At 58.2% G+C, this 21,937-nt stretch carries 20 protein-coding genes, 1 tRNA gene and 1 other RNA gene; 11 read left to right on the top strand and 11 right to left on the bottom strand.

Annotation, left to right across the window (positions count from 1 at the left end; all coding sequences use genetic code 11):
- Positions 1–42: 42 nt before the first annotated feature.
- Together hokA and VZP09_RS19660 are read left to right on the top strand one after the other, a co-directional pair.
- Positions 43–195 (top strand): type I toxin-antitoxin system toxin HokA, encoded by a 153-nt coding sequence (hokA, locus tag VZP09_RS19665; protein ID WP_002922102.1) that lies wholly within the window; start codon positions 43–45, stop codon positions 193–195.
- A 301-nt stretch (positions 196–496) separates the two neighbouring features.
- Positions 497–2,116 carry an ABC-F family ATP-binding cassette domain-containing protein gene (locus VZP09_RS19660; RefSeq protein ID WP_032415799.1) on the top strand — a complete coding sequence of 540 codons (1,620 nt, stop codon included), beginning with the start codon at positions 497–499 and terminating at the stop codon, positions 2,114–2,116.
- 98 nt (positions 2,117–2,214) lie between these two features.
- On the opposite strand, the gene cspE is transcribed toward VZP09_RS19660, so the two are convergent.
- The 3 genes from cspE to VZP09_RS19645 all read right to left on the bottom strand — a co-directional run bounded on the left by cspE (position 2,215) and on the right by VZP09_RS19645 (position 4,571).
- Positions 2,215–2,427, bottom strand: a complete 213-nt coding sequence (cspE, locus tag VZP09_RS19655) for a transcription antiterminator/RNA stability regulator CspE (RefSeq protein ID WP_000014594.1) — start codon at positions 2,425–2,427, stop codon at positions 2,215–2,217.
- A 252-nt stretch (positions 2,428–2,679) separates the two neighbouring features.
- Positions 2,680–2,970, bottom strand: coding sequence for an HTH-type transcriptional regulator (locus tag VZP09_RS19650; protein WP_002921931.1), 291 nt, complete (start codon positions 2,968–2,970; stop codon positions 2,680–2,682).
- Positions 2,971–3,215: 245 nt separating this feature from the next.
- Positions 3,216–4,571: an MFS transporter gene (locus tag VZP09_RS19645; protein ID WP_032415797.1), complete on the bottom strand. Its 1,356-nt coding sequence runs from the start codon at positions 4,569–4,571 to the stop codon at positions 3,216–3,218.
- Positions 4,572–5,011: 440 nt separating this feature from the next.
- Here VZP09_RS19645 and VZP09_RS19640 point away from each other — a divergent pair, with 440 nt between their 5' ends.
- Entirely contained in the window at positions 5,012–5,722 is a 711-nt protein-coding gene (locus VZP09_RS19640) for a DUF3053 domain-containing protein (protein WP_002921929.1), read from the top strand.
- A 108-nt stretch (positions 5,723–5,830) separates the two neighbouring features.
- Here the strand turns inward: VZP09_RS19640 and ghrB are convergent, their stop codons facing one another.
- From ghrB to VZP09_RS19610, 6 genes are all read right to left on the bottom strand, one after another.
- Positions 5,831–6,802, bottom strand: a complete 972-nt coding sequence (ghrB, locus tag VZP09_RS19635) for a glyoxylate/hydroxypyruvate reductase GhrB (RefSeq protein ID WP_004145219.1) — start codon at positions 6,800–6,802, stop codon at positions 5,831–5,833.
- A gap of 24 nt (positions 6,803–6,826) precedes the next feature.
- Positions 6,827–8,107 (bottom strand): MFS transporter, encoded by a 1,281-nt coding sequence (locus tag VZP09_RS19630; protein WP_002921927.1) that lies wholly within the window; start codon positions 8,105–8,107, stop codon positions 6,827–6,829.
- Positions 8,108–8,211: 104 nt separating this feature from the next.
- On the bottom strand, positions 8,212–9,147 hold the full coding sequence (locus tag VZP09_RS19625) for a sugar kinase (protein WP_002921921.1): 936 nt from the start codon (positions 9,145–9,147) through the stop codon (positions 8,212–8,214).
- 3 nt (positions 9,148–9,150) lie between these two features.
- Positions 9,151–9,900, bottom strand: coding sequence for a sugar phosphate isomerase/epimerase family protein (locus VZP09_RS19620; RefSeq protein WP_002921919.1), 750 nt, complete (start codon positions 9,898–9,900; stop codon positions 9,151–9,153).
- Between the two features lie 111 nt (positions 9,901–10,011).
- Positions 10,012–11,028, bottom strand: a complete 1,017-nt coding sequence (locus VZP09_RS19615) for a LacI family DNA-binding transcriptional regulator (RefSeq protein WP_002921918.1) — start codon at positions 11,026–11,028, stop codon at positions 10,012–10,014.
- A 103-nt stretch (positions 11,029–11,131) separates the two neighbouring features.
- On the bottom strand, positions 11,132–11,794 hold the full coding sequence (locus VZP09_RS19610) for an OmpA family lipoprotein (protein ID WP_002921917.1): 663 nt from the start codon (positions 11,792–11,794) through the stop codon (positions 11,132–11,134).
- Between the two features lie 167 nt (positions 11,795–11,961).
- Here VZP09_RS19610 and VZP09_RS19605 point away from each other — a divergent pair, with 167 nt between their 5' ends.
- The gene (locus tag VZP09_RS19605) at positions 11,962–14,292 is read left to right on the top strand and encodes a molybdopterin guanine dinucleotide-containing S/N-oxide reductase (RefSeq protein WP_004152428.1); all 2,331 of its coding nucleotides are present in this window, start codon (positions 11,962–11,964) and stop codon (positions 14,290–14,292) included.
- Here VZP09_RS19605 and VZP09_RS19600 read toward each other — a convergent pair.
- Both VZP09_RS19600 and tag read right to left on the bottom strand, forming a co-directional pair.
- Positions 14,261–14,701 carry an N-acetyltransferase gene (locus tag VZP09_RS19600; protein ID WP_004173935.1) on the bottom strand — a complete coding sequence of 147 codons (441 nt, stop codon included), beginning with the start codon at positions 14,699–14,701 and terminating at the stop codon, positions 14,261–14,263. The genes VZP09_RS19605 and VZP09_RS19600 overlap by 32 nt on opposite strands.
- Positions 14,679–15,260 (bottom strand): DNA-3-methyladenine glycosylase I, encoded by a 582-nt coding sequence (gene tag, locus VZP09_RS19595; RefSeq protein WP_004145213.1) that lies wholly within the window; start codon positions 15,258–15,260, stop codon positions 14,679–14,681. Before tag ends, VZP09_RS19600 begins: the two co-directional genes overlap by 23 nt.
- A gap of 205 nt (positions 15,261–15,465) precedes the next feature.
- Between tag and VZP09_RS19590 the strand changes: the two genes are divergently transcribed.
- The 7 genes from VZP09_RS19590 to VZP09_RS19560 form a co-directional block, all read left to right on the top strand.
- The gene (locus VZP09_RS19590; protein WP_072310930.1) at positions 15,466–16,047 is read left to right on the top strand and encodes an autotransporter outer membrane beta-barrel domain-containing protein; all 582 of its coding nucleotides are present in this window, start codon (positions 15,466–15,468) and stop codon (positions 16,045–16,047) included.
- Between the two features lie 241 nt (positions 16,048–16,288).
- On the top strand, positions 16,289–17,494 hold the full coding sequence (locus tag VZP09_RS19585) for an L-lactate MFS transporter (RefSeq protein WP_328795358.1): 1,206 nt from the start codon (positions 16,289–16,291) through the stop codon (positions 17,492–17,494).
- Positions 17,495–17,736: 242 nt separating this feature from the next.
- Positions 17,737–19,410, top strand: coding sequence for a kdo(2)-lipid A phosphoethanolamine 7''-transferase (gene eptB, locus VZP09_RS19580; protein WP_004152427.1), 1,674 nt, complete (start codon positions 17,737–17,739; stop codon positions 19,408–19,410).
- A 191-nt stretch (positions 19,411–19,601) separates the two neighbouring features.
- The gene (locus VZP09_RS19575; RefSeq protein ID WP_048332064.1) at positions 19,602–20,996 is read left to right on the top strand and encodes an ankyrin repeat domain-containing protein; all 1,395 of its coding nucleotides are present in this window, start codon (positions 19,602–19,604) and stop codon (positions 20,994–20,996) included.
- Between the two features lie 119 nt (positions 20,997–21,115).
- A tRNA-Pro gene (locus tag VZP09_RS19570) sits at positions 21,116–21,192 on the top strand.
- Between the two features lie 33 nt (positions 21,193–21,225).
- Positions 21,226–21,359, top strand: a non-coding RNA gene (locus tag VZP09_RS19565) — RtT sRNA.
- Between the two features lie 161 nt (positions 21,360–21,520).
- Positions 21,521–21,937 (top strand): helix-turn-helix domain-containing protein (locus VZP09_RS19560; RefSeq protein WP_004171443.1); only part of this gene is annotated, 417 nt, incomplete at its 3' end.

Here is a 21,937-nt window from a genome sequence, read left to right as displayed (position 1 = left end):
AGTAGCCTCTTACTTGTTGAAAATCAACACTGGAGGCGAGGAATGCCGCAAAAGTATCTGTTGTTTGGCTTAGTAGTGATTTGCTTCACTATTTTATTATTGACCTGGATGGTTCGTGATTCGCTATGTGAATTACAGCGCAGGCAGGGAAATATTGAGCTGGTGGCATTCTTAGCCTGTGATATTAAACAGTAAGAGCATCTGGTGGGGATCTATCCCCACCATGCTTGCGGTGTCAGGCATTCTCAATGCACCCTTTCATTGTTCACCAAATAAATCATTTGCCTCCTGATATCAGGAGGCCTTTTTATTTTTACAAGATCGTTGAATAAAACAGGCTTGCAACGCATACCGGAGTGTGGCTATCCTATGTCCCGACGAATCCCTCGTCTCACCGGAGCGCGCCCCACAAATGAACAAACACGACTGATGAATTTCACGCCTTACCTCGCAGACCTTGCGGGTAGGGGAGTATTGATTTCATTCAGGAGTGCTTATGGCTCATTGCGCCCACATCCCCGCTTTTGTTTTACATCAGGTCACCTGTCAGTTTGCGACGGGACAGACCCTGTTTGGTCCGCTCAGCGTCTCGCTGGAACCGTCCCTTTGCGGCCTGGTCGGCCGGAACGGCGTCGGCAAGACGCGTCTGCTGCGTCTGCTGGCCGGTCTGGATTCCCCCGCCGACGGTCATATTGAACGCGCGGCTTCCATTGCCTGGGTGGCGCAGCAGCCGAACGTCACGCCAGAGATGACCCTCGCGGCGCTGCTGGGCTATGCGCCGATATTTGATGCCTTGTCTCGCCTTGAACAGGGTCAAGTGCTGGCTGCCGATTTCGATCTATTGGATGGCCACTGGGATCTCCCCGATCGCCTGAGTTTAGCTTTCCGTGAAGCCGATCTCCCGCCGTTCTCTGCCGATCGTCCCGTTTTTTCACTCAGCGGCGGCGAGCGGATGAAGGCTCTGCTGTGCGGCGCCTTTGTCTCCGGCGCCGATTATCTGCTGCTGGATGAGCCCACCAACCATCTGGACCGCCAGGGGCGGGAGTGGCTCTATCACCAACTGGAAAGCTGGCAGGGTGGGGCTCTGATCGCCAGCCACGACCGCGAGTTACTGACGCGGATGCCGAGGATTATTGAGCTGACGCCGACGGCGCTGCGCAGCTACGGCGGCAACTATGATGAATATCAGCGCCAGCGTATGGCGGAGCAGCAGGCTGCGCGCGCGGCGCTGGAGCATGCTGTGACCGAGCGACGGCGCACCCGCGCGCGAATGCAAAAGGAGCATGACGCCGCGCAGCGGCGCTCGGCTCAGACGCTGCGGACCGTTGATACGCTAAATATCGCCTCGTTTGAACGTGTGAAGTACAAAGGCGCGGCAAAAGAGCGCCCGGGAGCGCTGCGCCGTCAGCATCGTGAACAGAACAGCAGTCTGAATGCCGCCGTGCAGCAGGCGCGGGAGCGGGTTGAGGAAGAGACCCCAGTGATGTTTACCCTGCCGGGTAGCGAAGTGGCCGCCGGCAAGCAGGTACTGGTGGTGGAGTCATTACAGCTCGACCATGCGCCGGCTGCGCCGCTGAACTGGCGTATCGATGGCCCGATGCGCATCGCGCTAAAGGGGCCAAACGGCTGTGGCAAAACCACTTTGCTGAAAACGCTGTTGGGGCTGGAGCAGGCCGCGTCAGGCGATGTCCGGCTTTCGGTGAGCGCCGCTTACCTCGATCAACATCTGACGCAGCTGGATTTATCCCTGTCGGTAATGGCGCACCTGAGCCTGGAAGATACCCCACTGGATGAGGGCCTCCTGCGCACCCGCCTGGCGCAGCTCCAGCTGGGCGCGGATAAGGTCACTCTGCCGCTGTCGGCGCTCAGCGGCGGCGAGCGCCTGAAAGCGGCGCTGGCGTGCGTGCTCTGGCGACGCGAGCCTGCCCAGCTGCTTTTGTTGGATGAGCCAACCAACCATCTCGATTTAGCATCGACGCAGGCTATTGAAAGCGCGCTGGCGGCGTTTCCCGGCGCGATGCTGGTGGTGTCGCATGATGAGGCGTTTTTACAAGGTCTGAAGCTGACCCATAGTCTGGCGTGGCGGGAGACGAGCTGGCACTTTTCCCTGCTTTGAATGCCCGGTAGCCGCCATCTTATGCTGGCGGCTACTGGCGACAGATAAAAAAAATCCCCGCCATCAGGCAGGGATTCTCGATTCTTAGCGGCTTGAACTTACAGAGAAGTTACGTTGCCAGCTGCCGGGCCTTTAGCGCCGCTTTCGATGGTGAAGGATACTTTCTGACCTTCGTCCAGGGATTTGTAGCCATCGTTCTGGATAGCAGAGAAGTGTACGAACACGTCTTTAGAGCCATCGTCAGGAGTGATGAAGCCGAAGCCTTTGTCAGCGTTGAACCATTTTACGATACCAGTCATTTTACCGGACATAGTGAATTACCTTTAAAAAAATAAGTGAGCCTTGCGGCGTAGGGGTCTGGACTACAGATTTAAAGCGATAAAGGGAAAGTTCACTACGGGGGTATCTTTGGATAACCTTAGAAGGACTGCTCTATTCGACTGCTCTGTGGTCTGTACATCAAACCTGCGAGCATTAACGCACGTTCAGCACCTGATAGCAAACTTTTTTTTACGGTGCAGCGGCAAAAGCTCCCTTACTGGCCTTTGCCGCTGCGCGCGAGATTAATCGAGTAATTGTCGTGAAAGCTGTGGATTGGCCTGAATCAGGCGCATCAATTTCAGCTCGGTGGGAGACGGTCTGACCCGTCTCGACTCCCACTCTCTTACCATGGCGACGCTCACGCCCATGACGTTGGCAAAGTCGTCAATCTTAAGTCCAGTGCCTTTACGCAGCTGTTCAAATTCACTAAACACAGTGGACTTACGGTTTGAGGTAAGTTTCTGATTATCATCCTTAAAAACGATGTGTTCCAGGCTGCTCAGCAGTTCAAACACGGGATCTTTATATTCCATTGAGAACTCCTTTTATCACACAGCGGAAAAGATTTTTCTATAGCTCATTAAGAATAGTCAGAAAATGGCGCAAGGGATGGTAACGTCGGTGATTATTTGCCAACAGGCTATCGAATCTGCCCCGACAGCCAAACGGCAGCGTAGCCTAAAAGAATGATTATTAACGCGATGAGGTGGCTTCGAAAATTTTTGTAAACGGATAAGAAAAAAGCGGCAAAGCCGGCGCGGGGCGCCGGCTTATAGGGTTAGGCTTTCTGCAGGCTTCTCGCCTTATCTGTCGTCGCCGGCACGGATTTACTGACCCGGTACTTGATCAGCAGCGCAATGGCTGACAGGAACGCCGGGATGGCCAGCAGGGTGAAAATGGTCTCAAAGGAGAGCTGAGCCTGCATCAGGAAGGCGCCGCTGAACGCGCCGAGGATGCCGCCGAAGCGGCCGATACCCAGCATCCAGGCGACGCCGGTGGCGCGCCCCTGCGTCGGATAGAAGCCAGCCGCCAGCGCCGGCATCGACGACTGGGCGCCGTTCATAATGCTGCCGGCGATAAAGACCATCACTCCCATTAGCGCCAGGCTGCTGGTGGAGAACCCCACCAGGCAGACAAAAACGCCGGTCAGCAGCCAGCCGACGGCCACCACTTTATTGGGGTTGATCTTGTCCATCAGGGCGCCGAGGATCAGCACGCCAATCCCGCCGCCGAGCGGGAACAGGGCGGTGATAATTGAGGCCTGACTCATCGAGGCGCCGGTTTCACGGATGAGCAGCGGCAGCCAGCTGGTCAGCAGATAGAAAATCAGCAGACCCATAAAGTAGGTCAGGCACAGCATCACGGTACCCACCGCGTAGCGAGGAGAGAAAATGACGCCGATCGCGGATTTCTCTTTCACCTGGCCTGCTTCGCGTAGTACAAATTCCACTGTCTTCGGCAGCGGCGCGATATGGCGCAGAATAGCAGCAATGCGCTGCGCCGGGTGCTGCTTCACTACCAGATAGCGGACGGACTCTGGCAGCAGGAATATTAATGCCACCGCCAGCAGGAGGGGCATCACGCCGCCCAGCACCAGCACGCTCTGCCAGCCATAGTGCGGGATCATCCAGGCGGATAAAAAGCCGCCCAGCGAAGATCCCATCGGAAAGCCGACAAACATCAGGTTCACCAGCAGCGCCCGACGGCGCTCCGGCGCATATTCACTCATTAGCGTCGCGGCATTCGGCATCGCCGCGCCAAGGCCCAGACCGGTCAGGAAGCGCAGCAGCGTCAGCTGATTAAGGCTGGTGGCGAAGGCGGTGAGCAGGCTGAATCCGCCGAACACCACGATCGACATGATCAGCACTTTTTTGCGGCCGATGCGGTCAGCCAGCGGCCCTGCGGTTAAGGCGCCGACCGCCAGGCCCACCAGCGCGGCGCTCATCACCGGGCCGAGGGCCGATTTTTCCACGCCCCACTCTTGCACCAGGTCGGAGGCGATGAACCCGATAATTGCGGTATCGAACCCGTCCATCGCGACGGTGATAAAGCAGAGCGCAAGGATCATCCACTGGTAGCGGGTGAAGGGGTGCTCGTTGATAAAGGCCTGAATGTCGATGGTTGTCTTAGTCATACGGCTTTCCTGGCAGACTGAGCGAGGGACAGAGGTTTATTATTATCGTCGCCTTCGCGTCGTTGAGTTTGATTTGTGCGATAATCGAACATGTCGCCGTTAATCGCTCATTCATCAAATCATTGAAGTGCGAGGCAGGCAATCCAGACGCGTGCCAAAGCGTGCGATTATCGTCCGCTTTAAGGCGCAGTGCCGGGTTGTAGCTTTTTATTTATATTAATATCAATGACTTATGAAGTTCTGGCCCACCTGATCTTAAGACCATATTTGTGATGCGCATAACAGACGTTCTACAGCGCGACGATGGCGTGCAAAATGGTGTTTTTCCCGCGTAAGATTAGCAGGAAAGGGTATCCTGCGAGGCCGAGCTGGACTATCCTTGTCAGCGTCTGGCACGTGTGTGCCGTTGTGCGCTTTTTTTGGCTGAAAGGAGTAAAAAAATGGCGACAGGAAAGTCCTGCTCTCGCTGGTTTGCGGCTATGGCGGCCTTATTGATGGTGGTTAGCCTGAGTGGGTGTTTTGATAAAGAGGGCGATCAGCGCAAAGCGTTTATCGACTTCCTGCAGAATACGGCGATGCGTAGCGGTGAACGTCTGCCGACGCTGACCGCCGATCAGAAAAAACAGTTTGGGCCTTTTGTCTCTGACTACGCGGTGATCTACGGTTACTCGCAGCAGGTGAGCCAGGCGATGGACGCTGGTCTGCGCCCGGTGGTGGACAGCGTCAATGCGATCCGCGTCCCGCAGGATTATATGACCCAGCGTGAGCCGCTGCGTCAGGCGAACGGCGCGCTGGGCGTGCTCAGCCAGCAGCTGCAGAATGCGAAAATGCAGGCCGATGCCGCGCATGGCGCGCTGAAGCAGGCTGACGATCTCAAGCCGGTCTTCGATCAGGTTTACGCCAAGGTGGTGACGGCGCCAGCCGACGCGCTGCAGCCGCTGATCCCGGCCGCGCAGATCTTTACCCAGCAGCTGGTTCAGGTTGGGGATTTTGTCGCTCAGCAAGGGACGCAGGTGAGCTTTGTCGCCAACGGCATTCAGTTCCCAACCTCCCAGCAGGCCAGCCAGTACAATGCGCTGATTGGGCCGCTGGCGGCGCAGCATCAGGCGTTTAATCAGGCATGGACGGCGGCGGTGAACGCCACCCGTTAATGCTTCATCTGGCTGACGTTGGCTGCGGCGAACGGGCAGGATGATGGACAGGATGCAAAAAGAACCCGGGGAGGGCGGTTGCCGCCGTTACCCGGGTTTTTTTATGGCTTATTTTACCTGCGGATTGACGCAGTTTTTCTCTACGTTGCCGTTCAGGGCGTCGATCAGGTTGTCCACCGCACAGGCCGCCATATTGTAGCGCGTCTCATGGGTGGCGGAGCCGATATGCGGCAGCGCGACGACGTTCGGCAGGCTCAGCAGCGGTGAGTCCTTGGCCAGCGGTTCGTGTTCGAACACATCGAGACCGGCAGCGTGGATCTCACCGTTCTGCAGGGCGGCGATCAGCGCCTGCTCGTCCACTACCGGGCCACGCCCGGCGTTAATGAAGATGGCGGAAGATTTCATTTTGGCAAACTGCGCCTGACCGAACAGATGGTGAGTCTCTTCGCTCAGGGGCAGGATCAGGCAGACAAAGTCAGCCTCCTGCAGCAGGGTATCGAGATCGCAATAGCGGGCATTGAAGCGTTCTTCCGCCTGCGGATGCTGGCGACGCGCGTTATACAGGATCGGCATGCCGAACCCGAAGTGGGCGCGCTGCGCCAGCGCCATACCGATGCGGCCCATGCCGACGATGCCTAAGGTTTTATGGTGAACATCCGTGCCGAACCAGTCCGGACCAATGCTCTTCGTCCATTCACCCGCTTTGACGCGCTCCGCCACTTCCACCACCCGGCGCGCGGTACTCAGCACCAGCGCCATGACCGTATCGGCGACGGTCTCGGTCAGCACGGTCGGGGTATGCATCAGCAGCACCCGGCGGGCGTTCAGCGCCTCGACGTCGAAGTTGTCATAGCCAACGGAAACGGTGGAGGTCGCACGCAGCTTCGGCATCTTCTCCAGCAGCGCGGCGTCAACCTTTTCGCTGGAGCCCAGCAGGCCTTCAGCCTGGGCGAAGGCCTCAGCGTGCTGCGAAACGGTCTCCGGCCGCAGGTTTTTCACCTGAGTGACGGAAAAGTGCTCCTCCAGACGCTGTAGCAGGTCGTCGGGAAGCGTTTTATAGAGAATGACAGACGGCTTCATGCGAATCTCCGTAGTATGAGTCGTTCAGGCGTGATGAGCGCCAAGTGGAAGGTTTTGATTATTAGCAGGCTTAACAATCAAAGTCAGCCATACTGAGGCGAAAAGCGCTACCCCCATAAAAATATAGGACGCTGCGGGGCTGCCGGTGGCGCCGTTCAGGTAGCCGACAAACCACGAGCCGCAGAAGGAGCCCAGGGCGCCCATGCTGTTGATCAGCGCCATGGCGCCCCCGGCGACGTTGCGCGGCAGCATTTCCGGAATAATGGCGAAGAAGGGGCCGTAAGGCGCATACATTGCCGCCCCGGCCACCACCAGCAGGGTGTAGGAGACCCAGAAGTGGTTGGCGCCGACCGCCCAGGAGCCGATGAAGGCCAGTCCGCCAATCAGCAGCAGCGGCCAGACGAACAGCTTACGGTTTTGCAGTTTATCCGAGGCCCAGGAGACGACGATCATGGCGATGGTGGCCGCCAGGTACGGGACAGAAGAGAGCCAGCCCACTTCCACCATCCCCATATTTTCACCGCCGCTGCGGATAATCGACGGCAGCCACAGTACAAAGCCGTATACGCCGATACTCCAGGCAAAATACTGCGCGCAGAGCAGGATCACGTTGCGGGAGCGGAAGGCTTCGCCATAGTTACGCACCGCTTTGATGCCTTGCTGTTCACGATCCAGTTGTTCCTGCAGCGCCGCTTTTTCACTCTCCGCCAGCCAGGACACCTGCGACGGCTTATCTTTCACCAGCACCCACCAGCAGAAGGCCCAGATCACCGCCGGCACCCCTTCGATGATGAACATTTCCCGCCAGCCGAAGGCCTGAATCAGGTAGCCGGAGACTACCGACATCCACAGGACCGTCACCGGGTTACCGAGGATCAGGAAGGTGTTGGCGCGAGAGCGCTCTGATTTGGTGAACCAGTTGCTGATATAGATAAGCATCGCCGGCATCACCGCGGCTTCGACGACGCCGAGGATAAAGCGGATCGCCGCCAGCGCCGGGATATTATGCACAATACCGGTCAGGGAGGCGCAACCGCCCCACAGGATCAGGCAGATAAAGATCAGTTTGCGAACGCTGCGGCGCTCCGCATAGATAGCGCCGGGGATCTGGAAGAAGAAGTAGCCGAGGAAGAACAGCGCCCCCAGCAGGGAGGAGATCCCCTTGGTGATGCCCAAGTCTTCGGTAATGCCTGCCGCGGAAGCGAAGCTGAAGTTGGCGCGGTCGAGGTACGCCAGGCTATACGTGATAAACACGATAGGCATGATGTACCACCAGCGTTTCGTTGCATTTGTTGAGCTATTCATAGGCTTGCCTCTGTCAATGAGGAGACATACGTCCGTCGAAACGGACGCTGCTGTGCCGCGCTGCAGGTAGGGTACAGGACGGCTGTTATCGTTGCGTAGAAAAGTTACTCGCCCAGCGCGTCGCGAGTGGGCAGCCCCTCGCTGTCGCCCTGGACCTGAATCGCCAGCGAACCGATTTTATTGCCGCGGTTCACCGCCTGAAGCAGGGTTTTGCCTTCCAGCAGGGCGCTAATCACCCCGACGGCAAAGCCGTCGCCGGCGCCGACGGTATCGACGACGTTATCGACTTTAATGGCATCGACCGTTCCCTGTTCGCCGCTGGCGCTCTTGAACCAGGCGCCGTCGCAGCCGGTTTTAATGACTACCGCCTTGACGCCGCGGGAGAGATAGAAATCGGCAATCCCTTCCGGGGTCTGCTGGCCGGTAAGAATCACGCCCTCTTTCAAGCCTGGCAAAACCCAGTCAGCCTGGAAGGCGAGACGGTTGAGTTTCTCCACCATCTCGGCTTCGCTTTTCCACAGTACCGGGCGCAGATTGGGGTCGAAAGAGAGGGTTTTTCCTTCGGCTTTCATTACCTTCGCCGCATGCTCCAGCAACGCGTAAGAGCTCTCAGAAAGGGCCGCCGCGACGCCGCTCAGGTGCAGATGGCGGGCGCTGGTGAAGTAGTCGGCGCGAAAATCGTCCGGCGAAAGATGGCTGGCTGCGGATCCTTTGCGGAAATACTCCACAATGGGATCGGTTCCATTTTCGACTTTCGATTTCATCTGGAAACCGGTAGCGAAGCGGTTGTCGATGGCCACAGCGTGGCTATCGATCCCCTCTTTCGCCAGCGATTGCAGTACGAAGCGGCCAAAGCTGTCGTTGCCGACGCGGCTCACCCAGCCGACTTTCAGACCCAGGCGCGCCAGGCCGGTGGCGACGTTCAGCTCGGCGCCGGCGACACGTTTCATGAAATGCTCCACCTCGGCCAGATCCCCGGTTTCGGTGGCGACAAACATGGCCATAGCTTCGCCGATGGTGATGACATCTAAATTTTCCACGACTTAATCCTCGCGTAACAGGTTGACGTAGCGGCGGGTCACGGCCGTCAGGTCATGGCCAGTCAGCGGAAACTCGATTCCACGCGGCGCGTCGGCGGGAAGATTATCGAGCAGGGCCAGCCAGCGTTCGGCGGCCTGATCCGGCGGTACAGCGCGGAATTTCTCATGATGAGGCTCCGCCGCTTTAACATGAATATAGCTGACCGCCGGCGCAAGATGACGTGCCGCCTCTTCCGGCGAATCGCCAACCCACAGCCAGTTGCCCATATCAAACGTTAAGGTGATCGGCAGCTGATGGACCCGGCAGGCGGCTTTGAAGCGCTGCATCGGCGCCAGCTGGCCGCAGTCGGTCTGGTCATTCTCTACCACCAACGCCATGCCGCTGTCGCTGAGGATATCGCGCAGCTCATCCAACTGCTGATTGTGGAGGAAATGGCCAAGGGAGAGCTTCAGCCACAGAGCGTTCAGAGTTTGCGCTTCCGCGAGCAGCGTCGGGAGATCCGGGTTAAGCTCGCCGTTGTCGGTGAACAGCGCCTGCGGCGCGGAGTAGCAGGCCAGCAGGCCGTGGCGCTCAATGGTGGCCGCCAGCGAGGGCAGAGCGTTGAGCTCTTCCGCGCTGCACAGCTCGCGGCGGATTTCGACGCCGTCCGCGCCGGCGTTGGCGATAAACGGCAGGACAGCGGCCTGCCCGCCTAAGGATTTAACATGGTCATTACCATACGCAGCGGTAACGACAATAATTTTTCTGGCCATCGCGCTCTTACTCCCGGCGTTTGTTGCTTAATCTTCTTAATACGCTAGATGGTATCGGTTCCATAAGAAAGGGCGAGATGTTTAATTTATGATCGGCATCACGAAGGATCGTTAACGGGAGGTTGATCCGCGGACGATAAGCTCGCCGGAAAATACCCGTTCGCGGATGGGGTCGTTAGTGCCGGCAATGCGCCGAATAACCTGTTCGACCGCCGCGTAGCCGATCTGCCACGTCGGCTGTTTGAGGGTGGTAATACCGACGCCGGCCAGCTCCGCCCACTCCAGTTCGTCGAAGCCCAGCAGGCCGATATCGCTCCCCCAGATCAGGCCGACGCGCTTTAGGGCGCGGGCTACCTGCAGCGTCAGCGCGCCGTTGGCGGAGATGACCGCTTTGCGCATCCCGCGGTGGCGGGCATGGAACTGACGCAGGACGTTGTCCAGCATCGCGCCGTCGTTAAGCTGCACCTCGGCGTTTTCGGCCACCACGCCGTGGTGGCGGGCAAGCGTGGCGCGAAAGGCGCTCAGGCGCTCGCGACGGGTATTCACCGAGCCCAGCGGTTCGCTGAGAAACAGGATGGCCTCGAATCCTTTTTCCACCAGATGTTCGGTGGCGGTGGTGGCGGCCTGGGCGTTATCAAGCCCGACCACATCGCAGGCGAAATCGGGGATTTTACGGTCGATCAGCACCATCGGCAGGGCCGACTGCTGCAGGCGGTTCAGACCATCCTCCCGCATGCCGACCGCGTTGACGACAATACCCTCCACCTGGTAGCTGCGCAGCAGGTCCAGGTAGTGCAGCTCCTGATCGAGCTCGTTATTGGTATTACACACCAGCAGGGTGAAGCCCTTTTCCCGGCAGGCTGCTTCAATGCCGCTCATGACGTTGACCGAGTAGGGATTGGTGATATCGGCGATGATCAGGCCGATGAGGCGGGTTCGGCCGTGCTTGAGGCCGCGGGCCATCAGGCTGGGGCGGTAGTCGAGTTCGGCAATGGCTTTTTCAATACGTGATAACAGGTCGTCGGAAAGCAGATGCTTCTCGCCGTTAAGATAACGTGAAATGCTGGTTTTGCCGGTCTTTGCGGCTTTCGCCACATCGCTGATAGTTGCACGCGCCGCTTTCGCCATGGTGGCTTCCTTTGCTGAAAATCTGCCAACACCTTAGCGCGAAAAATAGCGATATCAAGCATTTTGCCCGGCAGAGCGGCTGCCGGGCGACATGAGGTTGCGCTTACTGCAGCGGGCTGAGGGTAATTTCCACGCGACGGTTCTGCGCTTTGCCTTCCGCCGTGCTGTTGCTGGCGATCGGGTTCGCCGGGCCCATGCCGGTGGTGCGAATGCGATTGGCCGCCACGCCCTGGGTGATGAGCGCGCTGGCGACGCTGTCCGCACGCTGTTGCGACAGACGCATATTCAGATCCTTGCTGCCGGTGCTGTCGGTGTAACCGACCACGTTAACAGCGGTTTTCTCATACTCTTTCAGCACCATGGCCACGCCGGTCAGGGTGTTGGCGCCGGCCGGCTTCAGGTTGGCGCTATTGCTGTCGAAGGTGACGTTATTCGGCATGTTCAGCACGATATTGTCGCCATTTCGCGTCACGCTGACCCCGGTTCCCTGCATTTTGTCGCGCAGCTTCGCTTCCTGCACGTCCATGTAGTAACCAATGCCGCCGCCGAGCGCCGCGCCGGCCGCTGCGCCAATCAGCGCGCCTTTGCCGCGGTCATGTTTGGAAGAGGAGAGCGCGCCGACGCCAGCGCCCACTAAGGAGCCAATACCTGCGCCAATACCGGATTTGCCTGCTTCACGTTCACCGGTATAGGGGTTGGTGGTGCAGCCAGAAATGGCCAGAGTGCCGCTGACCAGCGCCGCAATCATAAGTACGCGTTTTTTCATTTAATGTCCTTAATCCTTTTTATTCTTTGTCACAGCGAACGTGACGGTTGATTATGACGCGCGATTACGGAGAAAATTCCCCGGATACCATCTCTTTTTGTAAATAACATTGAACGGTTGCCCATCACGCCGTCATGACACCTGCATTCGCTGACCAGGAGCCGCCCTTGCCAACCTCATCTGCAACCAAAACCATCTTAACCGCCGCCCACTGGGGACCGATGCTGGTGGAAACGGACGGGGAAAACGTCCTCTCTTCCCGCGGCGCGCTGGCGACACCGTTTGCCAACTCGCTGCAAACGGCAGTGCGCGATCAGGTGCACAGCAAAACCCGCGTGCGCTATCCAATGGTGCGTAAAGGCTTCCTTGCTTCACCGGACAAGCCCCAGGGGGTCCGCGGTCAGGATGAATTCGTGCGGGTGAGCTGGGAGCAGGCGCTGGATCTGATCGATGCCCAGCATCGGCGGATCCGCGACAGCTACGGTCCGGCCTCCATTTTTGCCGGCTCCTACGGCTGGCGCTCTAACGGCGTATTGCATAAGGCGGCGACGCTGCTGCAGCGCTATATGAGCCTGGCGGGCGGCTATACCGGCCATCTTGGCGATTACTCCACCGGCGCGGCGCAGGCGATCATGCCTTACGTCGTTGGCGGCAATGAGGTGTATCAGCAGCAGACCAGTTGGCCGCTGGTGCTCGAGCACAGCGAAGTGGTGGTGCTGTGGAGCGCCAACCCGCTGAACACGCTGAAAATTGCCTGGAATGCCTCCGACGAGCAAGGGATCCCGTGGTTTGATCGGCTGCGCCAGAGCGGTAAGCGGCTGATCTGCATCGATCCGATGCGATCGGAAACCGTCGATTTCTTTGGCGATTCGATGGAGTGGATCGCGCCGCATATGGGCACCGACGTCGCGCTGATGCTGGGGATCGCCCATACGCTGGTGGAAAATGACTGGCAGGATGATGCGTTTCTTACCCGCTGCACCAGCGGCTACGATATTTTTGCCCGCTATCTGACCGGCGAAAGCGACGGCGTAGCGAAAACCGCTGAGTGGGCAGCAGCGATCTGCGGCGTTAAAGCAGATAAAATCCGCGAACTGGCGCAACTTTTCCACGAAAATACCACTATGCTGATGGCCGGCTGGGGCATGCAGCGTCAGCAGTATGGCGAGCAGAAACACTGGATGCTGGTCACTCTGGCCGCCATGCTGGGACAGATCGGCACCCCCGGTGGCGGGTTTGGTCTTTCCTATCATTTTGCCAACGGCGGCAACCCGACCCGCCGCGCGGCGGTGCTGGGCTCGATGCAGGGGAGCGTGGCCGGAGGCGTGGACGCGGTGGAGAAGATCCCGGTCGCACGAATTGTCGAGGCGCTGGAGAATCCGGGGGCGGAGTATCAGCACAACGGCATGGCGCGGCGCTTTCCCGATATTCGCTTTATCTGGTGGGCCGGCGGCGCCAACTTTACTCATCATCAGGACACCAACCGACTGATTCAGGCGTGGCAGAAACCGGAGCTTATCGTCATTTCCGAATGCTTCTGGACCGCCGCCGCGCGCCATGCCGATATCGTCCTGCCGGCGACCACCTCGTTTGAGCGCAACGATCTGACCATGACCGGGGACTACAGTAACCAGCATCTGGTGCCGATGAAGCAGGTGGTTGCCCCGCGAGATGAAGCGCGCGACGATTTCGCGGTCTTTGCCGACCTCAGCGAACGCTGGGAGGCGGGTGGCCGCGAACGCTTCACCGAAGGGAAGAGTGATTTGCAGTGGCTGGAGACTTTCTATCAGATGGCCGCCCGGCGCGGCGCCCAGCAGCAGGTGACGCTGCCGCCATTTGCCGAATTCTGGCAGGCTAACCAGCTGATTGAGATGCCGGAGGAGCCGGAGAATGCCCGTTTTGCGCGTTTCGCCGCCTTCCGCGCCGATCCCCAGGCCAACCCGCTGAAAACGGCGAGCGGTAAAATAGAGATCCACTCGCCGACCATCGCCGCTTTTGGTTACGCCGACTGTCCGCCGCATCCGATGTGGCTGGAGCCCGACGAGTGGCATGGCAACGCAGAGGCGGGGCAGCTGCAGCTGCTGTCGGCCCATCCGGCCCACCGTCTGCACAGTCAACTGAACCACACCGCGCTGCGCGAGCGCTATGCCGTCGCCGGGCGCGAACCGGTGACTATTCATCCGCAGGATGCGCAGGCGCGCGGGATTGTCGATGGCGATTTGGTGCGGGTATGGAACGCCCGCGGTCAGGTGCTGGCCGGCGCCGTGGTGACGGAGGGGATCCGCCCGGGGGTGATTTGCCTGCATGAAGGAGCGTGGCCCGACCTGGATCCGCAGGTCGGCATCTGCAAAAACGGGGCGGTGAACGTCTTAACCAAAGATATTCCGACATCCCGGCTGGGCAACGGCTGTGCCGGGAACACCGCCCTGGCGTGGCTGGAGAAATATACCGGCCCGGCGCTGCCGCTTACGGCATTTGATCCGCCGGCCAACGCATAATCCACGTCGGGTGCTGAGTATCGTCCTGCCATGCGCAGTCTTCAATCCGGAAGCCCTGCGCATGGTAGAAACTGACCGCCGATTCGTTCTTCTGATAAACCTCAAGGCTCAGCCAGGCGTAGTGCTGTTTGACTTCATCCAGCAGCGCCCGGCCAATACCCTGGCGGGTGGCGCCCGGCGCGACAAACAGCGCGCCGACGAAACGGGAGTCCAGCACGCTCACAAAGCCTTTTAACTCGCCATCCTGCTCCCAGACCCAGGTGCTGGCGGCGGGAAGATAGACATCCCGTACTACCGCGACGCTGTCGCGCCAGTAGCTTTCGCTGATAAAAGGATGGGCATGAATCGTGCTGTCCAGCCACAGCGCCAGCAGCGGCGCGGTATCTTCAGTGTCCCACTTGCGGATCATCCTGACCTCCAGGGTGACAGAAGCAGCCGGTGACATGGTCGTTGACCAGCCCACAGGCCTGCATAAAGGAATAACAGATTGTCGAGCCGACAAACTTAAAGCCGCGTTTTTTCAATGCTTTCGACAGCGCATCGGAGGCCGGCGTCGTGGCGGGAATTTCCGCCAGCGTCGCAGCGCGGGTCACCTGTGGCGCATTGTCGACGAAGGACCAGACAAAATCAGTGAACGACTCGCCATTTTCTTCCATCGCCAGATAGGCGCGGGCGTTGCCGATAATGGCCTGGATTTTTCCCCGATGGCGAATGATGCCGGTATCCTGCAGGAGTCGCTCGATATCGTCATCACCCATCGCCGCCACGCGCACCGGATCGAACTGGTGAAAAGCCTGGCGGTAGTTCTGCCGTTTTTTTAACACCGTGATCCACGATAAACCGGCCTGCTGGCCCTCAAGGCAGATCATTTCAAACAGCTGGCGACCCTCTTTTTGCGCCACACCCCATTCGGTATCGTGATACTCGATGTATAACGGATCCTGACTCACCCATCCGCAACGCTGCATAGCTGTTTCTCCCTCTGCGCTAAAAAAGTGGACGCCCGCCTTGACGGCTGAAAGATAAAGATAATAGTTAATACAGGGAAATCGTATCCCCACTAAAAACACAGCAATATTGCCGATTCGGCTCTTTTCTGGAGTCGCATTAATGATAATAAAGAAATGCAATGGCCTCCGGGGGTTCTTGATCCCGGCGAGCGTATCCGTCTGGGTGTCATGTGTCTCTGGAGCGAATGCCTGGCAACAGGAATATATCGCTATCGATACAAAAAGTAATACGTCGGAACGCTATACATGGGATAGCGATCACCAACCACGTTATGAAGATATTCTCGCCGAGCGGATGAAGTCCTCTGAGACGCCCGGCGGGCTGGCGTTAAACCAGGGGCTGGCGCCGCCGGACAGCGGCCGCGGCCTGAGCGTTGGCTGGAATTATCCGCTGGCAAACGGCGTAACCTCCGGGCCGGTGGCCAGCCTGCGCAGCGACGTCACCGCGCCGACGGTGAGAAACGCAGGCGAGGCGGGCTACGTTAACACGCTCGGCTGGCGCATGGATTATCAGGCGCTGTGGGGCGTGCATCCCTGGGCGCAGGTGAGCTATAACCAGTCGCTCGCCAGCGATGTCTGGGCGCCGATGACCCGTGCCAGGGGGGGAGGCTGGAGCGATGTCACCCTGGGCGCTGATATGCGGTTGGGATCCCACGTGGCGGCATGGGCAACGCTGTCGCAGGCGGATAACCTGCCGTCAGGGGAAAATACGCTCTATTTGATGGGGGTCAGCGCCAATTTTTAATCGGGAATTGTTACGCATTTGAAACGATGTGGTTATTGTTAAATCTCAGCAATGGCGCATTTCTGTGAGATAGCGCACGCTAACTTTTTGCCTGTAATTTACGGAATGAATGTTATGCAATGCCATTCATTCCAACATTAATGCATTTCATTCCCCGCTGATGGCAGTTCATGCCTTTTTCCCCCACTGGATGAGGGGCCTTCGCTATTGTGGCGGCAGTTAATTTATCAGGACAACTGCTATGAACGCTGCAAACCGTCAATCGACCCGCTGGCTGACACTGATCGGCACCATCATCACCCAATTCGCTCTCGGTTCGGTTTATACCTGGAGCCTGTTTAACAGTTCGCTGTCTGACAAACTGGGCGAGCCGGTCAGTCAGGTGGCTTTTTCCTTTGGTCTGCTGAGCCTCGGGCTGGCGCTCTCTTCGTCGGTCGCCGGCAANCTGCAGGAGCGCTTTGGCGTGAAGCGCGTCACCATGGCCTCCGGGATCCTGCTCGGCCTGGGCTTCTTCCTGACCGCGCACTCCAGCAGCCTGATGATGCTGTGGCTGAGCGCGGGTGTGCTGGTGGGGCTGGCGGACGGCGCCGGTTACCTGCTGACCCTGTCGAACTGCGTGAAATGGTTCCCGGAACGTAAAGGGCTGATCTCCGCCTTCTCCATTGGCTCCTATGGTCTCGGCAGCCTGGGGTTCAAATTCATTGATTCCCACCTGCTGGCCACCGTTGGCCTGGAAAAAACCTTCGTTATCTGGGGCGCTATCGTGCTGGTGATGATCGTCTTTGGCGCGACCCTGATGAAAGATGCGCCAAATCACCCGGCAGCCACCGCGGCCAACGGCGTCGTGGAAAACGACTTCACCCTCGCCGAATCGATGCGTAAACCGCAGTACTGGATGCTGGCGGTGATGTTCCTGACGGCCTGCATGAGCGGTCTGTACGTAATTGGCGTAGCGAAGGATATTGCCCAGGGAATGGTCCACCTGGATGTCGCCACGGCGGCCAACGCGGTAACGGTTATCTCGATTGCGAACCTCAGCGGTCGCCTGGTGTTAGGTATCCTGTCTGATAAAATCTCCCGCATTCGCGTGATTACCATCGGTCAGGTCGTGTCGCTGGTGGGGATGGCCGCGCTGCTGTTCGCCCCGCTGAATGCCTTGACCTTCTTCGCCGCCATCGCCTGCGTCGCCTTTAACTTCGGCGGCACCATTACCGTCTTCCCGTCGCTGGTGAGTGAGTTCTTTGGTCTGAACAATCTGGCGAAAAACTATGGCGTGATTTATCTGGGCTTCGGTATCGGCAGCATCTGCGGCTCTCTCATCGCTTCGCTGTTCGGCGGTTTCTACGTGACCTTCTGCGTGATCTTCGCCCTGCTGATCCTCTCGCTGGCGTTATCCACCACCATTCGTCAGCCGAAAAGCACGGTATATAACGAGGCGCACGCCTGAAACCTGCAGCGTGAAACGTGCCCCTGGTTATTTCCCTAAGCAAATAGTGCCAATCCAGCCAAATGTTTTGTAAATGTTTGGCTGGATCACATTCCCTCCTGATACTTTTCTCGTTCCCTGTGGTCTACTTATCGCGGTTTGTAGAGGTTTCTGATAACCAACCCTAACGCACCCTATTAGCCTACTGACTCGTGCCACAGCGTCAGGCGGTGTTTTATTCTTCTTTTTCCAGGTTTGCTTGCATGAAATATATTAGAACGATGACGCAGCAGAAGCTTAGTTTTTGGCTGGCGCTGTACATCGGCTGGTTTATGAACGTCGCCGTTTTTTTCCGGCGTTTCGATGGTTATGCTCAAGAGTTCACTTTCTGGAAAGGGCTTTCCGGTGTTGTTGAACTGGTTGCCACGGTATTTGTCACCTTCTTCCTGTTACGTCTTCTGTCGCTGTTCGGCCGCCGTATCTGGCGCATTCTGGCGACGCTGATTGTCCTGTTTTCCGCCGCGGCGAGTTACTACATGACGTTCCTCAATGTGGTGATTGGCTACGGGATCATCGCTTCGGTGATGACCACCGATATCGACCTGTCGAAAGAGGTCATCGGCTGGCACCTGATCCTCTGGCTGGTGGCGGTGAGCGCGCCGCCGTTGCTGTTCATCTGGAGCAACCGCTGCCGCCATACGCTGCTGCGCCAGCTGCGCACCCCGGGCCAGCGGGTTAAAAACGTGCTGATCGTGGTGCTGGCCGGACTGATTGTCTGGGGACCCATCCGCCTGCTAGAGCTGCGCCAGCATGATGTGGAGCGCCATTCGGAAGTGGATATGCCGAGCTATGGCGGGGTGATCGCCAACTCTTACCTGCCGTCGAACTGGTTGTCGGCGCTGGGTCTGTACGCCTGGGCGCAGGTGGATGAATCCTCAGACAACAAATCGCTGATTAACCCGGCGAAGAAGTTCACCTACGTCGCGCCGGAAGGTCTGGATGATACCTACGTGGTGTTTATCATTGGCGAAACGACCCGCTGGGACCATATGGGCATCCTCGGCTATAGCCGCAATACCACGCCAGAGCTGGAGAAAGAGAAGAATCTCGTCGCCTTCCGCGGTTACTCGTGCGATACCGCTACCAAACTGTCGTTACGCTGCATGTTTGTGCGCGAGGGCGGGGCGGAAGATAACCCCCAGCGGACGCTCAAAGAGCAGAATGTCTTTGCCGTGCTGCATCAGCTGGGCTTCAGCGGCAATCTGTACGCCATGCAGAGCGAGATGTGGTTCTACAGCAACACGATGGCCAACAATATCGCCTACCGCGAGCAGATTGGCGCCGAGCCGCGCAACCGCGGTAAGAGCGTTGACGATATGCTGCTGGTGGATGAGATGAAGCGCGGTATGGCGCAGGGCAACGCCTCCGGTAAGCATCTGATCATTCTCCACACCAAAGGCTCCCACTTTAACTACACCCAACGCTACCCGCGCAGCTTCGCCCAGTGGAAACCGGAGTGCGTCGGCGTCGACAACAAGTGCTCGAAAGCGGAACTGATCAATTCCTACGACAATAGCGTGACCTATGTCGATCACTTTATCGTCAGCGTCCTCGACCAGCTGCGGGATAAGAAAGCGATTGTGTTCTATGCCGCCGACCACGGGGAGTCGATTAACGAGCGTGAACACCTGCACGGTACGCCGCGCAAGATGGCGCCGCCGGAGCAGTTCCGCGTGCCGATGATGGTGTGGATGTCGGATAAGTACCTGGAAAATCCCGATCACGCCGCCGCGTTTGCCCATCTGCAGCAGCAGGCTGCGATGAAGGTGCCGCGCCGTCACGTCGAGCTGTACGACACCATTATGGGCTGCCTCGGCTATACCTCGCCGGATGGCGGGATCAATGAGAACAACAACTGGTGCCGGTGGAAAAAGTAAGGCCCGATAGTTTTCAGATTCTCGGGTCTGTTTTCCTTTCCTGAGCCCAGGATAAGCTAATCCCTCGCCGGCTGACGCCGCGCGAGGGATTTTTTTCGCACAGTGGACGTGTCTGGCAGGTGACCTCTTCTTCTTTGATTACCCCTGTTTCCTCGCTTCCCCTGTGCATGAACTTTTCATGGAGAGAAAGGATGAAGGTGATAAAGGGGTTGGTCCTACTGTGCCTGATGATGCTCGCGGGCTGCCAGTCTGAGGAAGAGACCAGCCAGTTCCTGCTGGCCTGTAAATACGATGCGCCAGCGACGATCGCAGCCATGCTGGATAACGGCATTGATGTGGATGGTCAGGATAAAACCGGCGTAAGCGGCCTGATGGTCGCTGCTGCGGAAAATCGTCGCGATGTGGTGGAATTGCTGCTTAAGCGTCGGGCGAAGCCGAACCTCCAGACGCGCCAGGGCGTCACGGCGCTGATGCTGGCGGCGGCGCGTGGCAGCGATACCGCGATTATCGGCGATCTTCTCCAGGCGGGAGCGTCGGTGAATCAGACCTCCATCGACAAGAGTACGGCATTGATGTCCGCCATCTCCGACGGCGGGGACATCAGAAACGACTATCAGCATATTCTGGCGATGAAAAAGCCCGATGCGCCTGTCGAAGAGGAGAGTACGCTGGACAAGATAGTTGGCGCAACGGCGGCGAAATCGCTGGCGACGGGCAATCGCGCGCTGATGACCGAAGACATGGCGTTACAACTGGCGCCCGGCGCGTTTAAGAAGAACGTCGACGAGATAGTGGCGCTGCTCCTCAAGCACGGCGCGGACGTGAAGGCTGTCAACGCGTCCGGGGAATCGGCCTTTTTCCTCGCTGTCGATCACGCGCGATCGGCGGAAACCATCACGACGTTGGCCAACGCCGGGGCGGACACCAGCCTGGCGGATAAATCCGGCACCACACCGCTGATGCTGGCGGCGGCGGGGGATGATCCCGATCTGGTGCTGGCGCTGTCGGCCTCCGGGGTGGAAGTGGATAAGCCGAACCGTGAAGGACTCACGGCGCTGCAGGTGGCGGCGGGTCAGGGGGCGCCTGCGGTGATCGCGGCGCTGGCGCAGCGCGGCGCAAAGGTGGACCAGCTTTCCGCCAACGATCTCAGCCCGCTGATGCTAGCGGTCAAAATGAATAATAAAGCCAATGTCGAGGCGCTGCTTGCGGCTGGCGCCAGCGTCAACCTCAGCAATAAGGCCGGCTATACGGCGATTGGCTACAGCCGGGCCGGCGAGGTTCGCCAGCTGCTGCTGGCACAGCATGCCGAGCTGAAGGGGCAGGCCGCGCATATGGCGCAAAGCGAACTGCAGTTTTGTGCTAATGCCTTTGCCGACAAGCTGGCATACAGCGACATCGCCCGGGCGGTGAATAACGATACCCGCCCGGATATTATGCGTCATCAGCAATCCTGCCCGGAGCTGGGGGAGCTGACGATGCTACTGGGAGAGTTTACATTCACCCCGGCGGGCGCGACCTATCTCGGCGAGCCGGTGACATGTAAGGTATCCGAGTATCGCAAAACGTTTGAGGTTAACTGCCGCTAAAAACGTTGAGCAACCGGCGATTCGCTGCTCAGGCTGCTGAGTTTCTCGCCGGTTGAGCGATTTTTTGAAAATAAGGCATTGACGGGTAGGCATCCCAGCAGTAAGATGCGCCCCGCATTCGGTGATTGGCGCAGCCTGGTAGCGCACTTCGTTCGGGACGAAGGGGTCGGAGGTTCGAATCCTCTATCACCGACCAAATTCGAAAAGCCTGCTCAATGAGCAGGCTTTTTTGCATCTGNGGCCNGNGAGGATGAGAACCTCCGGGGGCAGGAGGTTCGACTCGAGCGAAGCGAGAGAACGTTGCGTCAGCAACGGCCCGCAGGGCGAGCCACGAAGTGGTGAGTCATCCTCTATCACCGACCAAATTCGAAAAGCCTGCTCAATGAGCAGGCTTTTTTGCATCTGNGGCCAGTGAGGATGAGAACCTCCGGGGGCAGGAGGTTCGACTCGCGTTTCGTAGGCCCGCGCAAGCGNATGGACTGCACCCCAAAAGTTGGACACCCAACTGAGTAAGGTGCAGTTTTATGGCTAAACCAAAGTATTCCCCTGAAACAAAACTGGCTGTGGTTAATCATTATTTGTCCGGTAAAGACGGAGAACAGAGTACAGCCGACCTTTTTGGTATTGAAAGAACATCTGTCCGTCGCTGGGTCAGGGCATGGCAGTTCCACGGTGCAGAAGGCCTGACTGCAAAAAATAATCATTATTCCGATGAATTTAAACTCGTGGTCGTCCGGGCGGTTATCAGTGACCGCCTGACGATGCGTGAAGCGGCTGCCCGGTTTAATCTCTCCGCAGAAATACTTGTCCGGCGCTGGCTCGACGTGTACAACGATGCCGGAGCGGAAGGTCTTTTAAACATGCAATGCGGACGGCCCGGACAAATGACAAAGCCAAAAAATATCCCACCACTGACAGATAAAGAGCTGGAAAAACTCTCC

It is taken from the genome of Klebsiella sp. EMBS2024 (assembly GCF_036233805.1).
Classification (GTDB): Bacteria; Pseudomonadota; Gammaproteobacteria; order Enterobacterales; family Enterobacteriaceae; genus Klebsiella; species Klebsiella pneumoniae.
The sequence above is the reverse complement of the archived record's forward strand: the minus strand, read 5'-3'. Positions and strand labels throughout refer to the sequence as shown.

Bases quoted from the DNA above. Each gene is read 5' to 3' on its own strand.
- VZP09_RS19645 (WP_032415797.1), bottom strand. From the start codon at position 4,571: ATGACTAAGACAACCATCGACATTCAGGCCTTTATCAACGAGCACCCC.
- hokA (WP_002922102.1), top strand. From the start codon at position 43: ATGCCGCAAAAGTATCTGTTGTTTGGCTTAGTAGTGATTTGCTTCACT.
- cspE (WP_000014594.1), bottom strand. From the start codon at position 2,427: ATGTCCGGTAAAATGACTGGTATCGTAAAATGGTTCAACGCTGACAAA.
- eptB (WP_004152427.1), top strand. From the start codon at position 17,737: ATGAAATATATTAGAACGATGACGCAGCAGAAGCTTAGTTTTTGGCTG.
- VZP09_RS19600 (WP_004173935.1), bottom strand. From the start codon at position 14,701: ATGATCCGCAAGTGGGACACTGAAGATACCGCGCCGCTGCTGGCGCTG.
- VZP09_RS19615 (WP_002921918.1), bottom strand. From the start codon at position 11,028: ATGGCGAAAGCGGCGCGTGCAACTATCAGCGATGTGGCGAAAGCCGCA.
- VZP09_RS19610 (WP_002921917.1), bottom strand. From the start codon at position 11,794: ATGAAAAAACGCGTACTTATGATTGCGGCGCTGGTCAGCGGCACTCTG.
- VZP09_RS19620 (WP_002921919.1), bottom strand. From the start codon at position 9,900: ATGGCCAGAAAAATTATTGTCGTTACCGCTGCGTATGGTAATGACCAT.
- ghrB (WP_004145219.1), bottom strand. From the start codon at position 6,802: ATGAAGCCGTCTGTCATTCTCTATAAAACGCTTCCCGACGACCTGCTA.
- VZP09_RS19660 (WP_032415799.1), top strand. From the start codon at position 497: ATGGCTCATTGCGCCCACATCCCCGCTTTTGTTTTACATCAGGTCACC.
- VZP09_RS19630 (WP_002921927.1), bottom strand. From the start codon at position 8,107: ATGAATAGCTCAACAAATGCAACGAAACGCTGGTGGTACATCATGCCT.
- VZP09_RS19650 (WP_002921931.1), bottom strand. From the start codon at position 2,970: ATGGAATATAAAGATCCCGTGTTTGAACTGCTGAGCAGCCTGGAACAC.
- VZP09_RS19575 (WP_048332064.1), top strand. From the start codon at position 19,602: ATGAAGGTGATAAAGGGGTTGGTCCTACTGTGCCTGATGATGCTCGCG.
- VZP09_RS19640 (WP_002921929.1), top strand. From the start codon at position 5,012: ATGGCGACAGGAAAGTCCTGCTCTCGCTGGTTTGCGGCTATGGCGGCC.
- tag (WP_004145213.1), bottom strand. From the start codon at position 15,260: ATGCAGCGTTGCGGATGGGTGAGTCAGGATCCGTTATACATCGAGTAT.